This window comes from Pseudarthrobacter sp. S3 (assembly GCF_050156905.1).
Taxonomy (GTDB): Bacteria; Actinomycetota; Actinomycetes; order Actinomycetales; family Micrococcaceae; genus Arthrobacter.
On record NZ_CP189583.1, the window covers coordinates 895,925 to 912,920 of the forward strand.

Here is a 16,996-nt window from a genome sequence, read left to right on the forward strand (position 1 = left end):
TGATTCAGTAGACTGGTAAGCAGACTCAGTCAAACAATCAAGGGTGGAAAATCATGGCCAACAACGGTCGCCGGTCGGTCAAAGCAAAGAAGGGGCCAACCATCGGAACCGGTGGTCATGGCCGCAAGGCTCTGGAAGGCAAGGGCCCCACGCCCAAGGCGGAGGACCGCCCGTACCACAAGGCGCACAAGAGTAAGCAGCTGTCCGAACGTTCGGCCGCCAAGCGCGGCACGGGCGCTCGCAGCGCCGGCGCCTCGCGCTCAGGCCCCAAAGGCCGTGCCACCGAGGAAGTTGTCACCGGCCGTAACTCGGTTGTCGAAGCCCTCCGCGCCGGGATCCCCGCGAAGGCCCTGCACATCGCCATCCGGATTGAAATGGATGACCGTGTCAAGGAGTCGCTGAAGATCGCCGCCGAACGCGGCATTCCGCTGCTCGAGACCGGCAAGATCGAGTTGGACCGCATGACGGAAGACGCCGTGCACCAGGGCCTGGTCCTGCAGATCCCGCCCTACGAGTACCAGGACGCGTACGAGCTGGCCGAGGAAACTGTGGACCGCTGGAAGAAGGGCCACGTAGCCAACGCGCCGCTGTTTGTTGCCCTCGACGGCATCACGGACCCGCGCAACCTCGGCGCCATCATCCGCTCCGTCTCGGCCTTCAGCGGCCACGGCGTCATCGTCCCGGAACGCCGTTCCGTCGGCGTCACGGCATCGGCCTGGAAGACCAGCGCGGGCGCGGCCGTGCGCGTTCCAGTGGCACGTGCCGGCAACCTGAACAGCGCGCTGAAGCAGTTCAAGAACATGGGCATCTTTGTCCTGGGGCTCGACGGCGACGGCGACGTTTCGCTGCCTGCCCTCACCCTGGCCACGGAGCCCGTGTGCATTGTGGTCGGGTCCGAGGGCAAGGGCCTGAGCCGCCTGGTCCGCGAAAACTGCGACCAGATCGTCTCCATCCCGATCAACTCCGCCATGGAATCGCTCAACGCATCCATGGCCGTTGGCATCTCGCTGTACGAAATCTCCAGGCAGCGCGCCGTCAAGTAGTCCTCGCTGCGGCTGCCGCTCCGGTGGGCGAGCCTGTCGAGACCCCTCATGCCACATCACGGCAGGAGGGGTCTTGCTCTCGGGTTGGAACACCCGGCGGCTCCCGGAACACAGCCCCAAGGCCAGCGGGCGGCGTCACAAAAGCGGCAGTGCAGTCCAACAGCCGCTGGCCGCTACCATTGACCTGATGGTCATGCCGCTTTTTGATACCGCTTCCACCAAGGATGCCTCTTCGGCGCACCCGCTCGGTGTCAGCGTTCCGCGCCCGGGTTCGGGGGCGGATCATGCCGCGCAGTCCAGCGCGAATGTGGCCGTGTACGCTCCGGCCGTGGAGAACCTTGAAATCGCCTACAAGGCCGCCGGGGGTGATTGGCATCTTCAAGCCTTGCCCAACGTCACCCACGGCGTGCATCACGGAATTGTTGAGGATTTCCCGTACGGATCGCTGTACGGGTTCCGCGCCACTTCCAAGGCCGAGACGCTGCCGCTGGCAGTTCCCGTTATTGATCTGGACGACGACGGCGGGCAGCCTCTCCTGCTCGATCCCTACGGCCGGGCGGTGGACCAGGGGGAAGGCTTCCTGACGAGTGTCCGGATGGCCGGCGATTTTGACTGGCGCAACGACGAACGGCCCCGGACGCAGTGGCGAAACACCATCATCTATGAGGCGCACGTCCGCGGCCAGAGCATGCTCCACCCCGATGTCCCGGAGGAACTGCGCGGCACGTACGCAGGTATGGCCCATCCGGCCATCATCGAGCATTTCAAGAGCTTGGGTATCACCGCTGTCCAGTTGCTCCCGGTTCACTTCCATCTCGATGAGCTGCACCTGCAGAACCTCGGCCTGACCAACTACTGGGGCTACAACACGGCAGCGTTTTTCGCACCGCACCCGGCCTATGCAACGCAGGCTGCGCAGGATGCCGGACCGCACGCCGTCCAGGACGAGTTCAAGGGAATGGTCAAGCTGCTCCACGCCGCCGGGCTTGAAGTGATTCTCGACGTTGTCTACAACCACACTGCAGAGGGTGGCCCCGACGGCCAGGCCATCAGCTTCCGCGGACTAGGCGATGACACGTACTACCGCACGGACGGCCACGGTAAGTACATCGACACCACGGGCTGCGGCAACACACTGAATTTCGGCCAGCCCCGAGTGGTCCAGCTCGTGCTGGATTCACTCCGGTACTGGGTGGACGAATTCCATATTGACGGCTTCCGCTTCGACCTGGCAGTGACGCTCTGCCGTAATGCGGACAACGACTTTGATCCCCGGCACCCGTTCCTGGTGGCCGTGGCCGCCGATCCTGTGCTGTCCGACGTGAAACTGATCGCCGAGCCCTGGGACGTCGGCTACGGTGGCTGGCAGACGGGACGATTCCCCGGCGGCTGGGTTGACTGGAACGATCACTTCCGGGACGGCGTCCGTTCATTCTGGCTGGCCGACCGTGCGGCCATCGATGCCGGCGGCCAGGGCGGCTCCGTGGCGCGGCTGGCTGATGCCCTGTCGGGATCGGCCGGGCTGTTTGAGGCGTCGGGCCGGTCCCGGCTTGCGTCGGTCAACCTCATCACGGCACACGACGGCTTCACGCTCAACGACCTAGTGTCATACGACCGCAAACACAACGAGGCCAACGGCGAACAGAACCGGGACGGTCACGGGGATAACCGCAGCTACAACCACGGCGCCGAAGGCCGGAGCGAGGACGAAGGCATCGTGGCGAAGCGGGCGCAGTCCCGGCGGAACCTGATGGCATCCCTGATGATCTCCCTCGGCGTGCCGATGATCACCGCAGGTGACGAACTCGCGCACACGCAGCAGGGCAACAACAACGCCTACTGCCAGGACAACCCCTTGGCCTGGCTCGACTGGACGCGGACCCCGGAATCCGCGGAGATGCTCCGCAGCACCAAACGCTATGTCCGACTGCGCAAGGAGTTCCTGGCGAGCCAACCCTATGATTTTCCCGCTCGGGATGAGCAGTCCTATCTCTACTGGTTTGACCACGCCGGGCAGCCCATGTCCATGGATCAATGGAATGATCCCCGGCACCGTGTCATGCAGCTCCTGCTTGGCTCTGACGACGGTACGCTGGCAGGTCTCGTGGTGGTCAACGGCAGCACCTCCGACGTGAAGATCACCCTTCCGGAACTCAAGAACGACGACGGAACGCCCCGCAGAATCTTTGAACTCCGGCTGACCACCTCGCCACTCCACGAGCTTCGGCAGGGCGTCCGCGTGACGTCCGGCGAGACAGACAGCATCGAGGCAAACTCGATCAACATCTACCGCATGTAACTGCGGAGGGGACCAAGATTGCGCAACCGCTCCTTTGCCCTGCTGCTGACCGTTCTGTTGGCCATAGCGGTGATCGCTTTTGGCGGCAGCGGGCTCCTCGATGCACTGACGGGAGGTTCGACGCCGGCGGCCAGTTCCAGCGCGGCCCCGCGTCCAAGCGCTCTCACGCCCGGTCCCGTGGAGGTTCCAGCCCCGGCGGTAATACCCGCTAACCCAACCGGCCTGCCCGCGGTCAAGGAATCCCAGCTGCCGGACGAAGCCCGGACGATCCTCACCGCGATCCGGGCCGGCGGTCCCTACCGCTACAGCCAGGACAACAAGACGTTCGGCAACTTCGAGCGTATCCTTCCACGGCAGGACTCCGGCTATTACCGTGAGTACACGGTGCCCACACCGGGTGAATCGGACAGGGGAGCCCGACGCATCATCACGGGCTCCGCGGGCGAGAAGTACTACACCCAGGACCACTACGACTCGTTCAAATTCATTGCAGAAGGCAGCTGAACACCCTCATGAAAATTTACTCCGCCGATACCTGGACCATCGAAGAACTCCGGGAACAGGTCGCCGACGCCGGCCGCCGCAGCCTGATGGTCCCCGCTGCCGACAGCAAGAGGGCTGTCCTGGAAACGTTCGGCGAAGTGCTCGCATTCCCTGAGCACTATGGCGTGAACATGGACGCCCTGAACGATTCCCTGCACGATTTCGCGGACAGCATTGGCGAGGACGGGGGCACCCCGGTCACCGTCATCTGGGAGGTGGCCGCAGCGTTCCGCGGTGACCGGTCCTTCGGGATCATCTGCGAGGTCCTCCAGGATGCCGAGAGCTACGCCGGCCGTGACCTGGCGGTCACGGCCGTGCTCCTCTAAATGTGACGCTGCTAGATGTGACGCTGCCCGTCAGGCGTTGACGATCAGCCCCAGCTCGGCTTTGGAAGCCAGTGCCTCGTGCCGGGGCATGACGCGGACGGTGTAGCCGAACGGACCGGACCGGTCGATCAGCAGGGAGCCGCTGAACAGGTGGCGTCCGTCGCCCAGGTCCTCTTTCGAGCTCAGTTCCATCAAGGTGACGTCCGCCAGGGTGTCGCTTTCCTCGGCGCGGCCATAGGCCACCTCCACTGATACATCGTCCGGAGACAGGGTGTGCAGCGCGATGTAGGCGTTCACCTGCAGGGTGTCCCCGATCTGCGGATCCTCGGAAACTCCCACGGAGTCGACATGTTCAACGTGCAGCAGCGGCCACGCGGAACGCACCTTGGCCGTCCACGCCGCGAGGACACGGGCCTGGGCGTAGGAGTCGGCAACTGCCCTGCGTCCGGCCTCGGCTGCCGGGCGGTAGAGCAGGTTGACGTAGTCGTGAAGCATACGCTCGGCGGAAACGGCCGGGCCCAAATGCGACAGCGTGTGCTTGATCATTGACACCCAGTGCGTGGGGACTTTCTCCGTACCCGTGGTGGACGGTCCGGCAGCACCTGCACTGTCAGATACCGTGTTCCCGTAGAAGCGCGGCGCCACCTGCGTTTCCAGGAGTCCATACAGCGCTGCCGCCTCGATGTCGTCCCGCTCCTCGGGGGACGCGTCATTGTTGGCGGTGGGGATCGCCCAGCCATTCTCGCCGTCGTACATTTCATCCCACCAGCCGTCCATCACAGAGAGGTTCAGCGAACCGTTGATGGCGGCCTTCATGCCCGACGTGCCGCACGCCTCCAGGGGGCGGAGCGGGTTGTTGAGCCACACGTCGCAGCCCGGGAAGAGTGTCCTGGCCATCGCAATGTCGTAGTTCGGCAGGAATGCGATGCGGTGGCGGACCTCGGGGTCGTCGGTGAAGCGGACCAGATCCTGGATCATCTTCTTGCCGGCGTCATCTGCCGGGTGGGACTTTCCGGCGATCACGAGTTGGATCGGGTGCTCCGGGTGCAGCAGCAGCGCCTTGAGCCGGTCCGGCTCGCGGAGCATCAGCGTCAGGCGCTTATATGTGGGGACACGGCGGGCGAAGCCGATGGTCAGCACATCGGGGTCCAGGACGCTGTCGGTCCAGCCAAGCTCGGCGTCGGCGGCGCCGCGCTTCTTCCACGCGGCGCGGAGGCGGCGGCGCACGTCCTCCACGAGTGCTGTGCGCATTTCACGGCGCAGCCCCCAGACGTCGGCGTCGCTGACGTTGTAGGCAAGGTCCCAGCGGCCCATGGCTTCGGCCTCGGAGCCGAACTGTTCCCGCGCGAGCCGGGAGATACGACTGTCCACCCAGGTGGGCACGTGCACGCCGTTGGTCACGGACGTGATGGGCACCTCGGAGTGGTCGAACCCGGGCCACAGGGCCGAGAACATCCCGCGGGATACCTCGCCGTGCAGCTTGGCGACTCCGTTGGCCCGCTGTGCCAGCCGGAGCCCCATCACGGCCATGTTGAAAACTGAGGGATTGCCATCGGCGTAGTTTTCCCGGCCCAGTTCAAGGATCCGGTCCACCGGTACCGCGGGCGCGAGCCCGGCCTGGAAGAAGTGGTGGATCTGGGAAATTTCGAAACGGTCGATTCCGGCGGGAACGGGCGTGTGGGTGGTGAAGACCGTTGACGCCCGGCCGGCGGCGAGGGCTTCATCGAAGCTGAGGGCGGCGTCGCCGGCCATCAGTTCCTGGATGCGCTCAATCCCCAGGAAGCCGGCATGGCCCTCATTGGTGTGGAATACTTCGGGCGCCGCGGTTCCGGTGAGCTGCTGGTAGGCGCGCAGGGCCTTGACTCCGCCCATGCCCAGCAGGAGCTCCTGCTGCAGGCGGTGGTCGCCGCCGCCGCCGTAGAGGCGGTCCGTGATGCCGCGGGCCGCGTCGTCGTTGCCGGGAACGTTGGAGTCCAGCAGTAGCAGGGGAACGCGTCCGACGTCGGCACGCCAGATGTGTGCCAGCAGCCGGCGCCCGTTGGGGAGCGGGAGCGAGATCTGCAGGGCCCGGCCGTTGCCGTCGGCGGACGGCTCACGGAGGAGCGTGAGCGGGAGCCCGTCAGGGTCGAGGACCGGATAGGTCTCCTGCTGCCAGGCATCGCGGGAGAGCGATTGCTTGAAGTAGCCGGCCTGGTACAGCAGGCCCACGCCGATCAGGGGCACGCCGAGGTCCGAGGCGGCCTTAAGGTGGTCGCCGGCCAGGATGCCCAGGCCGCCGGAGTACTGCGGCAGGACTTCGGTGATGCCGAATTCGGGGGAGAAATATGCGATGGCGGCGGGGGCTTCCCCGCCCAGGCTCTGATACCAGCGGGGCTGCTCAAGATACCGGTCAAGGTCCTCGGCGGCGGCCCGGACCTGGTCAACGACTGACTGCTCGGCGGCGAGGCGCTGGAACTCTTCGCGGCTGACCCGGCCCAGGAAAATGATGGGATCCTGGCCGGATTCTTCCCAGATGCGGGGGTTCAGTGCCGCGAAAAGTTCCCTGGTGGGCCGGTGCCAGGACCAGCGCAGGTTGGTGGCCAATCGGGCCAGCGGCCTGATGGGTTCCGGGAGGACTGTTCTGACGGTAAATCTGCGGATTGCCTTCACCTGCGCCACACTAACCGACAACATCAACGTCTGGAACCGCTTTGGCTTTCTTTTAGGTAAATGACAGTTGGCGTGGCGGATAAGTCGAATCGCGGGGGCAAAAAGCAGAGCACACTTAGCATTCTGGGCCATTTCTCGCTAACGTCGAGGCTGTGACGACTAACTCAGCAACCCCTGCCGCCTTGAAGAAAAAGCCGAAAGGCAAAATTACCGACGGGCTTAGATTTGGCCGTTTTCCGATCACCGCCGTGCAGCCTGCGGTGGAGGGTGGAAAGTATCCTGCCAAGGCTTTGCCGGGGGAGGGAATTGTGGTGGGCGCCACCGCGTTCCGCGAGGGTCATGACCAGCTGGGTGTCAGCGCGGTCCTCCTGGATCCCCGGGGGAAGGAACGCCAGCGCGTCAGGCTGGCACCGCCCAAAGGGGAACGCGGCCTTGGTACGGACCGCTGGGAGGGCATCCTCACGCCGTCGGCCGTTGGAAACTGGACCTTTCTCATTGAGGCGTGGCACGACCGCTACGGAACCTGGCACCACAACGCCGAGGTCAAGGTGGCGGCAGGCATCGACGTGGAGCTAATGCTCGCCGAAGGTTCGGCGCTGCTCTCAGAAGCGGCGGCCGACGCCTCCCGTAATGCGTCGGACCGGCGCACCCTGCGCATAGCGTCTTCCATCCTGGCCAACGGAGCCCTCACCGATGAGGAACGTCTGGCAGCCGGCTTCGGCGCCGACGTCGCCGGCGTAGTGGAACGCCAGCCGATCCGGGAGCTGGTCACCGTTTCCGAACAGTTCCCGCTGCTGGTGGAGCGCGATCTCGCAGGCCGCGGTGCCTGGTACGAGTTCTTTCCCCGGTCCGAGGGCGCCGTCAGGGACTCCGCTACGGGGGCCTGGACGTCCGGGAATTTCAGGACTGCAGCGAAGCGGCTGGACGCGGTGGCGGAAATGGGCTTCGACGTGCTCTACATGCCGCCCATCCACCCCATCGGCATCCAGCACCGCAAGGGCCCCAACAACACCCTGATCGCCGGCCCGCACGATCCCGGCTCGCCGTGGGCGATCGGCGCCAAGGAGGGTGGCCACGACGCCATCCACCCGGAGTTGGGCTCGTTCGAGGACTTTGACGCCTTTGTTGCCCGCGCTAAGGAACTGGGCCTGGAAGTCGCGCTTGATCTGGCGCTGCAGGCAGCGCCCGACCACCCCTGGGTACTATCCAACCCGGAATGGTTTACCACCCGGGTTGACGGGAGCATCGCGTATGCGGAAAACCCGCCCAAGAAATACCAGGATATTTTCCCGCTCAATTTCGACAATGATCCGGAAGGGCTTGCGAAGGAAATCCTGCGGGTCGTGTTGCTGTGGGTCAGCCATGGCGTGAAGATCTTCCGGGTGGATAATCCGCACACCAAACCGGTGTGGTTCTGGGAATGGCTCATTGGCCAGGTCAACAAAAAGACTCCCGGCGTGGTGTTCCTCGCGGAAGCGTTTACGCGCCCTGCGATGATGCACGCCCTGGGCCGTGCGGGCTTCCAGCAGTCATACACCTACTTCACGTGGCGGAACACCAAGAAGGAATTGGAAACCTATTTCGCGGAGGTCAGCCACGACTCGCCGGCGTATTTCCGGCCCAACTTCTTTGTCAACACGCCGGACATCCTCACGGAATACCTGCAGTTCGGCGGTCCGGCGGCGTTCAAGATCCGCGCCGCATTGGCCGCCACCGCCAGCCCGCTGTGGGGCGTTTACGCCGGCTACGAGCTCTATGAGCATGTTGCCCGCCCCGGTGCGGAAGAGTATATCGACAACGAGAAATTTGAATACAAGGCCCGTGACTGGGACGCTGCCGCAGCCTCAGGCCGGACCCTGGCGCCGTATCTGACCAGGCTCAACGCCATCAGGCACAGCCACCCGGCGCTGTTGGACCTGCAGAACCTCACGGTCCACCAAAGCACCGACGACGCCACGGTGGTGTATTCCAAACACAAGACCCTGCCGGACGGCACCAAGGACACCATCATTGTGGTGGTCAACGTCGATCCGCACGGCACCAGGGAGAGCACCATTTCCCTGGACCTGGCTGCCCTTGAACTTGACCCCGAGGACCTGTCCCCCAACGGCGGGTTCTGGGTGGAGGACCTCATTTCCGGAGAATCCTGGGAATGGGGCGAATACAACTACGTCCGCCTGGATGCGCACGTTGAACCCGCACACATCCTGAGCGTGAGGAGAATTCATCAGTGAGCTTTAACCCGCAGAGTTCCAGCCAGCATTTCACCCCCAAGAGCACATTTGAGCTACATGCGCCGGGCCTGGCCCACGATCCGCTCTGGTATCGTAAGGCCGTCTTCTATGAAGTGCTGGTCCGGGCCTTCGCGGATGCGAACGGCGACGGTTCGGGCGACTTCACCGGCCTGATCGACCGGCTGGACTACCTGCAGTGGCTCGGCATCGATTGCCTGTGGCTTCCACCATTCTTCCAGTCGCCGCTGCGTGACGGCGGCTATGACATCTCGGACTACAATTCCGTCCTGGATGAATTCGGCACCATCAGCGACTTCAAGCGGCTGGTGGCGGAGTCCCATGCCCGCGGCGTCCGGGTCATCATTGACCTGCCGCTGAACCACACCTCGGACCAGCACCCCTGGTTCCAGGAATCGCGCAAGGACCCGGACGGCCCCTTCGGCGACTTTTACGTGTGGAGCGATACGGACGAGAAGTACCAGGATGCCCGCATCATCTTCGTGGACACGGAGGAGTCCAACTGGACGTTCGACCCCATCCGCAGGCAGTTCTTCTGGCACCGCTTCTTCAGCCACCAGCCTGACCTGAACTTTGAAAACCCCAAGGTGATCGAAGCGCTCTTTGACGTGGTCCGTTTCTGGTTGGACCAGGGGATCGACGGTTTCCGGGCGGACGCCATCCCGTACCTCTTCGAGGAGGAGGGGACCAACTGCGAAAACCTGCCGGCCACCCATGACTTCCTGCGCAAGCTGCGGGCCATGGTGGATGAAGGCTACCCGGGCCGCGTCATCATCGCCGAGGCCAACCAGCCGCCCAACGAGGTGGTGGAGTACTTCGGAACAGCAGAAGAGCCCGAGTGCCACATGGCCTTCCACTTCCCCATCATGCCGCGCCTTTACTACGCCCTGCGCGACCAGAAGGCCGCTCCGATCATCGAGACCATGCATGACACTCCGGAGATCCCGGAAGGGGCGCAGTGGGGAACCTTCCTGCGCAACCACGATGAACTGACGCTGGAGATGGTCACTCCCGACGAGCGCGCGGCGATGCTGGGCTGGTACGCGCCGGACCCCCGGATGCGCGCCAACATCGGGATCCGGCGGCGCCTTGCACCGCTGCTGGATAATTCCCGGGCCGAGATCGAACTGATCAATGCCCTGCTGCTGTCGCTGCCTGGCAGCCCGTTCCTGTACTACGGGGACGAGATCGGCATGGGGGACAACATCTGGCTCGACGACCGCGACGCCGTACGCACTCCCATGCAGTGGAATCCGGACCGGAACGCTGGATTCTCCAACGCTGATCCCGGCAAGCTCTACCTGCCGGTCATCCAGTCACTGGTGTACAACTACAACATGGCCAATGTGGAAGCCGAGGCCGCCCACTCCGGCTCGCTGCTCCGCTGGACCCGGCAGATCCTCAGCGTCCGCAAGAACCACCCGGTCTTCGGGCTTGGTGCGTTCAAACATGTCGAAGCGGACCACGACGCCGTGGTGGCATACCTCCGGGAACTTTCGGATGACAACACTGCGGGGCTGCCCGGCGAAACTATTCTGTGCGCCTTCAACCTTTCGCAGCACCCCGTCGCGGCAAAACTGCGGATTCCGCAGTTTGCCGGCCGCGGACTGCGCGATGTGTTCGGGGGGCAACCGTTCCCCGGGATCGACGACGACGGATCATTGACGCTGACCCTGGGAAGCCATGATTTCTTCTGGCTGCGGATCCGCTCTGCGACGTCCAACCCGGCCTCCCCGTACACGCAGGCACTGCCTATCCTGTCCATCGAGAACTGACATGGCCCAGCCCACTCTCACGGCCCCACTGAGCGCCGTCCTCCGCGATTGGCTTCCGCGCCAGCGCTGGTTCCCAATGAAGACAGCCGAATTTTCGCTGGAACAGGCAGGCAGCCTGAGCCTTGAGGATGCCGCCGGGCAGGCCCGGCTCGAGATATTCCTGCTGGCTGTTTCCTCAAGGACGCCCGACGGCGGACTCCGGACTGAGGTGGTCCAGGTCCCGCTGAGTTACCGGGCAAGTCCGCTTGCCGGAGCGGAGCGGGCACTGGTCGGCCAAGCTCCCGAGGCCGGCATGGCGTGGATCTACGACGCCGTGCACGATCCTTCCTTCGTGTCCTCCTGGCTGGAGCTGATCCGGTCTGAAGCAAGCTCGAGCACAGGCTCGGCGACAGGCCACCGCACCCGGTCGGAGCACCGGCTGCCCACCGCCCACGGAATGGTCAAAGTCCTCTCCGGCGAGCAGTCCAACAGCTCGGTCATTGTTGACGACGGCGAGTCAGCGGCTATCGTGAAATTCTTCCGCGTCCTCTCTGAAGGGGTTAACCCTGAGGTCGAGGTTGGCGCGGCACTGACCGCCGAGGGCACCTCCGAGGTTCCGGCCACCCTGGGGTGGGTCCGCGGGGAATGGCAGGCGCCGGCGTCATCGGGGCTACCGGCACAGGCGCCATCGCAGGGCGAGCTTGCCGTAGCCCACGAATTCCTCGCCGGCGGCCGCGATGCCTGGCGCCTTGCCGTGGATGCCGCGCGCACCGGCGCCGATTTCACCGCCGAGGCGCATGCCCTGGGCGCTGCCACGGCCACGGTCCACCTCCGGCTGGCGGAAGCGCTCGGCACAGCGGTTGAACCGGCCCCGGGTCAGCACATTGCGCCCGGAGTAGCCCAGCGGGTCCGGCAGGCATGGACGGAAGCCGGCGCCGCCGTCGGGCCTTACGACGACGCCTTGGGGGCTTTGCTTGGCGAGCTCGACGGCGTTCCGGCAGGGCCGCTGCAGCGGATCCACGGCGATCTCCACCTTGGCCAGATCCTGCAGGTCCCCGGTCACGGCGGCCAGCCCGGCCGGTGGGCCATCCTTGATTTTGAAGGTGAGCCACTCCGGCCCATCGCAGAACGCAACTTCCCCGATGTTCCCCTCCGGGACGTAGTCGGAATGCTGCGCTCCTTCGACTACGCGGCAGGCGCTGCTGAACGCGAATATCAGGGTGCCCGTGTTCCGGCGTCTTGGGTCGATGATTGCGCGGACGCGTTCCTTGCCGGCTACGCCGCAGTTACACCCGGCACCATCGACCGGACTTCACCGCTCTTTGTGGCATTGTGGCTGGACAAGGCCCTTTACGAAGTCGTTTATGAATTGCGGAACAGACCTGACTGGCTGGCCATTCCAACGAATGCCTCCAGGCGGCTCCTCAGCGTTAAAGGCTCCGGCGATCAGGCCCGGGCAGCATCGGAAGGTATCAAAATGACAGGCTCAGCACCTACAGACCGGCCCCGTGTGCCCCTACACGTGGACCCGGAAACCTTGGTCCGCGTGGCGAACGGCGAACATCACGCCCCGCACTCGGTGCTGGGTGCCCACCTGGACGACCACGGCCATGTGACTGTCCGGACCGTCAAGCACCTCGCGGAGGCAGTAAGCGTGGTGACTGCCGTGGGTGCGGTGCCCATGACCCACGAGGATAATGGCGTTTGGGTGGCGGTCCTGGAGCCGCTGCAGGCCGGCCACGTGCCCGACTACCGGCTGGAGGTCACCTATCCTGGTGCCGCGCCGCTAACTGTGGATGAGCCGTACCGCTACCTGCCCACAGTGGGTGAAGTGGACCTGCACCTGATCGGCGAGGGCCGGCACGAGAAGCTCTGGGAAGTCCTGGGCGCGCACGTTCAGCACTATAAGTCCTCACTGGGCGATGTTGACGGCGTCTCTTTTGCCGTGTGGGCGCCGAACGCGCAAGCAGTCCGCGTCAAGGGCGACTTCAACGCCTGGGACGGCCGGCAGAACTCACTCCGCTCGCTGGGATCCTCCGGCGTGTGGGAAGTCTTCCTGCCGGGTGTTTTAGCAGGGGCGTGCTACAAGTTCGAGATCAAGACCAAGGCCGGCTACTGGGTCGAAAAGGCCGATCCCCTGGCCTTCGGTACCGAGGTCCCGCCGCTGACAGCCTCCAGAGTGGTGGAGCAGTCGTACGCGTTCAAGGATGCAGAATGGATGGAGGCACGCGCGCAGCGTGACCCGCACAATTCGCCGATGAGCGCCTACGAAGTCCACCTCGGATCCTGGCGCCTTGGCCTGGGCTACCGTGAGCTCGCCAAGGAGTTGGTGGACTACGTCAAATGGCTGGGCTTCACGCACGTTGAGTTCATGCCCGTGGCCGAGCATCCCTTCGGCGGCTCCTGGGGCTACCAGGTGACGTCCTACTTTGCGCCGACCTCGCGCTTTGGCCATCCGGATGAATTCCGGTTCCTGGTGGACTCCCTGCACCAGGCCGGAATCGGCGTGCTGCTCGACTGGGTCCCGGCGCACTTCCCCAAGGATGCCTGGGCGCTGGCCCAGTTCGACGGCGAACCCCTGTACGAACACGCCGACCCGAACTTGGGCGAGCACCCAGACTGGGGAACGCTGATTTTCGACTTTGGCCGCACCGAGGTGCGGAATTTCCTGGTGTCCAACGCGCTGTACTGGCTTGATGAGTTCCATATCGACGGACTCCGGGTGGATGCTGTGGCCTCGATGCTGTACCTCGACTACTCACGCGAAGAGGGGCAGTGGTCGCCCAACCGCTTTGGCGGACGCGAAAACCTGGAGGCCATTTCGTTCCTCCAGGAGGTCAACGCCACTGTGTACAAGACGCACCCCGGCGCGGTGATGATCGCTGAAGAGTCCACAGCTTTCCCCGGCGTCACCGCCCCGACAAGCCAAGGTGGCCTGGGCTTCGGGCTCAAGTGGAACATGGGCTGGATGCACGACTCGCTCAAGTACGCCTCCGAGGACCCCGTCAACCGGAAGTGGCACCACGGCACGGTGACGTTCTCCATGGTCTACGCGTTCACCGAGAACTTTCTGCTTCCCATCAGCCACGACGAAGTAGTGCATGGCAAGGGCTCCATGCTCCGAAAGATGCCGGGGGACCGGTGGCAGCAGTTGGCTAACCTGCGCGCCTTCTTTGCATACCAGTGGGCTCACCCGGGCAAACAGCTCATTTTTATGGGCACCGAGTTCGGCCAGGAGGCTGAATGGTCCGAGCAGCATGGGCTGGACTGGTACCTGGCAGAGATTCCGGCGCACCGCGGAATGCAGCTCCTCACCAAGGATCTCAACGAGATCTACAGCTCGACGCCGGCCCTCTACTCCCGTGACAATGAGCCGGGCGGTTTCCAGTGGATCAACGGTGGGGATGCCGACCGCAATGTCCTGACGTTTATCCGCTGGGACAAGGAGGGCAATCCGTTGGTGTGCGCCATCAACTTCTCCGGCGGTCCGCATGTGGGCTATGCCCTCGGCGTTCCCGCTGCCGGGGCCTGGACCGAAGTGCTGAACACCGACGCCGCGGCCTATGGCGGTTCGGGTGTTTTGAATAGCGTTGAGCTGGTTGCCCTGGACGAAGGGCTCGATGGCCAGCCGGCAACGCTTACCGTGACGCTGCCGCCCCTGGGGGCCGCGTACTTCAAGCCCGTTCCTTTGGCGGCGGGCTGACCGATTCGTGTGAGCCCGCTCTCTTAAGCGCGGCGCGAAAGGCCCGGAATTCCTTGAGATTCCGGGCTTTTTGCTGCCCACGGGGTAGTGCCGCAGGGACACCATCGGGGCCTGGTTGGTCATCAGGGCAAAGTGGTGGTATAGTTTATTTCCGCGCTGCTCCACAGAGTCAGACCGAAAAAACCGACACGAAAGCTTCAAGCTGACGAAGTCGCGGACGCCGGTTTGACAAGTTGGAGAGCAGCCGGTAAGCTTGAAAAGTTGCTCCGGAGCGATCCACGGCCGTTTGATTGGTTGTGGTGGTGCCGGGTGTGTCTGTTGTTTGAGAACTCAATAGTGTGCCAAGTTTGTTGATACCAATTGTTTTATTGATTGGTTGTTTTGGCCAGGCCTGTCCACCCCGTGGATTGGGTTTGGTTTTTACAGCTGGTTTCAAATTTTGCAGCTTTCTTCTTCCGTTATTTCCGGGGGTGTTGGTTGTGTTCGTTTTTGTTTTACTTCAACGGAGAGTTTGATCCTGGCTCAGGATGAACGCTGGCGGCGTGTTTAACACATGCAAGTCGAACGATGAACCTCACTTGTGGGGGGATTAGTGGCGAACGGGTGAGTAACACGTGAGTAACCTGCCCTTAACTCTGGGATAAGCCTGGGAAACTGGGTCTAATACCGGATATGACTCCTCATCGCATGGTGGGGGTGGAAAGCTTTATTGTGGTTTTGGATGGACTCGCGGCCTATCAGCTTGTTGGTGAGGTAATGGCTCACCAAGGCGACGACGGGTAGCCGGCCTGAGAGGGTGACCGGCCACACTGGGACTGAGACACGGCCCAGACTCCTACGGGAGGCAGCAGTGGGGAATATTGCACAATGGGCGAAAGCCTGATGCAGCGACGCCGCGTGAGGGATGACGGCCTTCGGGTTGTAAACCTCTTTCAGTAGGGAAGAAGCGAAAGTGACGGTACCTGCAGAAGAAGCGCCGGCTAACTACGTGCCAGCAGCCGCGGTAATACGTAGGGCGCAAGCGTTATCCGGAATTATTGGGCGTAAAGAGCTCGTAGGCGGTTTGTCGCGTCTGCCGTGAAAGTCCGGGGCTCAACTCCGGATCTGCGGTGGGTACGGGCAGACTAGAGTGATGTAGGGGAGACTGGAATTCCTGGTGTAGCGGTGAAATGCGCAGATATCAGGAGGAACACCGATGGCGAAGGCAGGTCTCTGGGCATTAACTGACGCTGAGGAGCGAAAGCATGGGGAGCGAACAGGATTAGATACCCTGGTAGTCCATGCCGTAAACGTTGGGCACTAGGTGTGGGGGACATTCCACGTTTTCCGCGCCGTAGCTAACGCATTAAGTGCCCCGCCTGGGGAGTACGGCCGCAAGGCTAAAACTCAAAGGAATTGACGGGGGCCCGCACAAGCGGCGGAGCATGCGGATTAATTCGATGCAACGCGAAGAACCTTACCAAGGCTTGACATGAACCGGTAATACCTGGAAACAGGTGCCCCGCTTGCGGTCGGTTTACAGGTGGTGCATGGTTGTCGTCAGCTCGTGTCGTGAGATGTTGGGTTAAGTCCCGCAACGAGCGCAACCCTCGTTCTATGTTGCCAGCGCGTTATGGCGGGGACTCATAGGAGACTGCCGGGGTCAACTCGGAGGAAGGTGGGGACGACGTCAAATCATCATGCCCCTTATGTCTTGGGCTTCACGCATGCTACAATGGCCGGTACAAAGGGTTGCGATACTGTGAGGTGGAGCTAATCCCAAAAAGCCGGTCTCAGTTCGGATTGGGGTCTGCAACTCGACCCCATGAAGTCGGAGTCGCTAGTAATCGCAGATCAGCAACGCTGCGGTGAATACGTTCCCGGGCCTTGTACACACCGCCCGTCAAGTCACGAAAGTTGGTAACACCCGAAGCCGGTGGCCTAACCCCTTGTGGGAGGGAGCTGTCGAAGGTGGGACTGGCGATTGGGACTAAGTCGTAACAAGGTAGCCGTACCGGAAGGTGCGGCTGGATCACCTCCTTTCTAAGGAGCACCTACAGCCACCGCGCCGGATGTACTGTCCGTGTGGTGGGGTTGTCAGGAGTATATGCCCGTTGCGCAGACGATTGTTCTGCGGCGGGTGCTCAAGGGTGGAATATCAACGGATAGCGGCTGCTTGTTTCTTTCCTTGCCTAGTACGGATGTCCTCTTGAGGGTGTCCTGGAACGGTGTGGGTTGGGGGTGGGTGGTTTAGTGTTTGGCACACTGTTGGGTCCTGAGGCAACAGGGCCGGTGGGATGTGCTGCGGCCTTTTGGGTTGTGGTGTGTTTTGTCGGGTTTGTTTGTTTCTGGTTTCCTGGCTGCATCGATCGCACGGTTGACCTTTTGGGGTTGTGTGTGGGGTGTGTGGTTTGGGGTTGTTGTTTGAGAACTACATAGTGGACGCGA

The 16,996-nt window shown here is 63.1% G+C and carries 9 protein-coding genes and 1 rRNA gene; 8 read left to right on the forward strand and 2 right to left on the reverse strand.

The genetic code is table 11. The features are described 5' to 3' along the window. The first annotated feature begins 53 nt into the window (after positions 1–53). The 4 genes from rlmB to ACQCSV_RS04445 all read left to right on the forward strand — a co-directional run bounded on the left by rlmB (position 54) and on the right by ACQCSV_RS04445 (position 4,211). Positions 54–1,043 carry a 23S rRNA (guanosine(2251)-2'-O)-methyltransferase RlmB gene (gene rlmB, locus ACQCSV_RS04430; RefSeq protein WP_282330035.1) on the forward strand — a complete coding sequence of 330 codons (990 nt, stop codon included), beginning with the start codon at positions 54–56 and terminating at the stop codon, positions 1,041–1,043. Between the two features lie 187 nt (positions 1,044–1,230). Then, positions 1,231–3,342: a glycogen debranching protein GlgX gene (glgX, locus tag ACQCSV_RS04435; protein ID WP_426939524.1), complete on the forward strand. Its 2,112-nt coding sequence runs from the start codon at positions 1,231–1,233 to the stop codon at positions 3,340–3,342. An 18-nt stretch (positions 3,343–3,360) separates the two neighbouring features. Next, a complete protein-coding gene (locus ACQCSV_RS04440; protein WP_354154626.1) occupies positions 3,361–3,846 on the forward strand; it encodes a ribonuclease domain-containing protein in 486 nt (161 codons plus the stop codon). An 8-nt stretch (positions 3,847–3,854) separates the two neighbouring features. After that, positions 3,855–4,211, forward strand: coding sequence for a barstar family protein (locus ACQCSV_RS04445; protein ID WP_282330038.1), 357 nt, complete (start codon positions 3,855–3,857; stop codon positions 4,209–4,211). A 30-nt stretch (positions 4,212–4,241) separates the two neighbouring features. Here ACQCSV_RS04445 and glgP read toward each other — a convergent pair whose 3' ends face one another. Further along, complete coding sequence (glgP, locus tag ACQCSV_RS04450) at positions 4,242–6,860, reverse strand: alpha-glucan family phosphorylase (RefSeq protein WP_354154625.1); 2,619 nt, start codon at positions 6,858–6,860, stop codon at positions 4,242–4,244. A 152-nt stretch (positions 6,861–7,012) separates the two neighbouring features. On the opposite strand from glgP, the gene ACQCSV_RS04455 reads away from it, so the two are divergent. The 3 genes from ACQCSV_RS04455 to ACQCSV_RS04465 are packed head-to-tail and all read left to right on the forward strand — an operon-like array spanning position 7,013 to position 14,569. After that, complete coding sequence (locus ACQCSV_RS04455; protein WP_354154624.1) at positions 7,013–9,094, forward strand: alpha-1,4-glucan--maltose-1-phosphate maltosyltransferase; 2,082 nt, start codon at positions 7,013–7,015, stop codon at positions 9,092–9,094. Continuing rightward, positions 9,091–10,887, forward strand: a complete 1,797-nt coding sequence (treS, locus tag ACQCSV_RS04460) for a maltose alpha-D-glucosyltransferase (RefSeq protein WP_354154623.1) — start codon at positions 9,091–9,093, stop codon at positions 10,885–10,887. Before ACQCSV_RS04455 ends, treS begins: the two co-directional genes overlap by 4 nt. Before the next feature lies 1 nt (position 10,888). Further along, on the forward strand, positions 10,889–14,569 hold the full coding sequence (locus ACQCSV_RS04465; protein WP_426939199.1) for a 1,4-alpha-glucan branching enzyme: 3,681 nt from the start codon (positions 10,889–10,891) through the stop codon (positions 14,567–14,569). Between the two features lie 169 nt (positions 14,570–14,738). Here the strand turns inward: ACQCSV_RS04465 and ACQCSV_RS04470 are convergent, their stop codons facing one another. Next, positions 14,739–15,005, reverse strand: a complete 267-nt coding sequence (locus ACQCSV_RS04470; RefSeq protein WP_426939200.1) for a hypothetical protein — start codon at positions 15,003–15,005, stop codon at positions 14,739–14,741. Between the two features lie 63 nt (positions 15,006–15,068). Here ACQCSV_RS04470 and ACQCSV_RS04475 point away from each other — a divergent pair. Further along, positions 15,069–16,591: ribosomal RNA gene (locus ACQCSV_RS04475) — 16S ribosomal RNA — on the forward strand. Positions 16,592–16,996 lie beyond the last annotated feature (405 nt).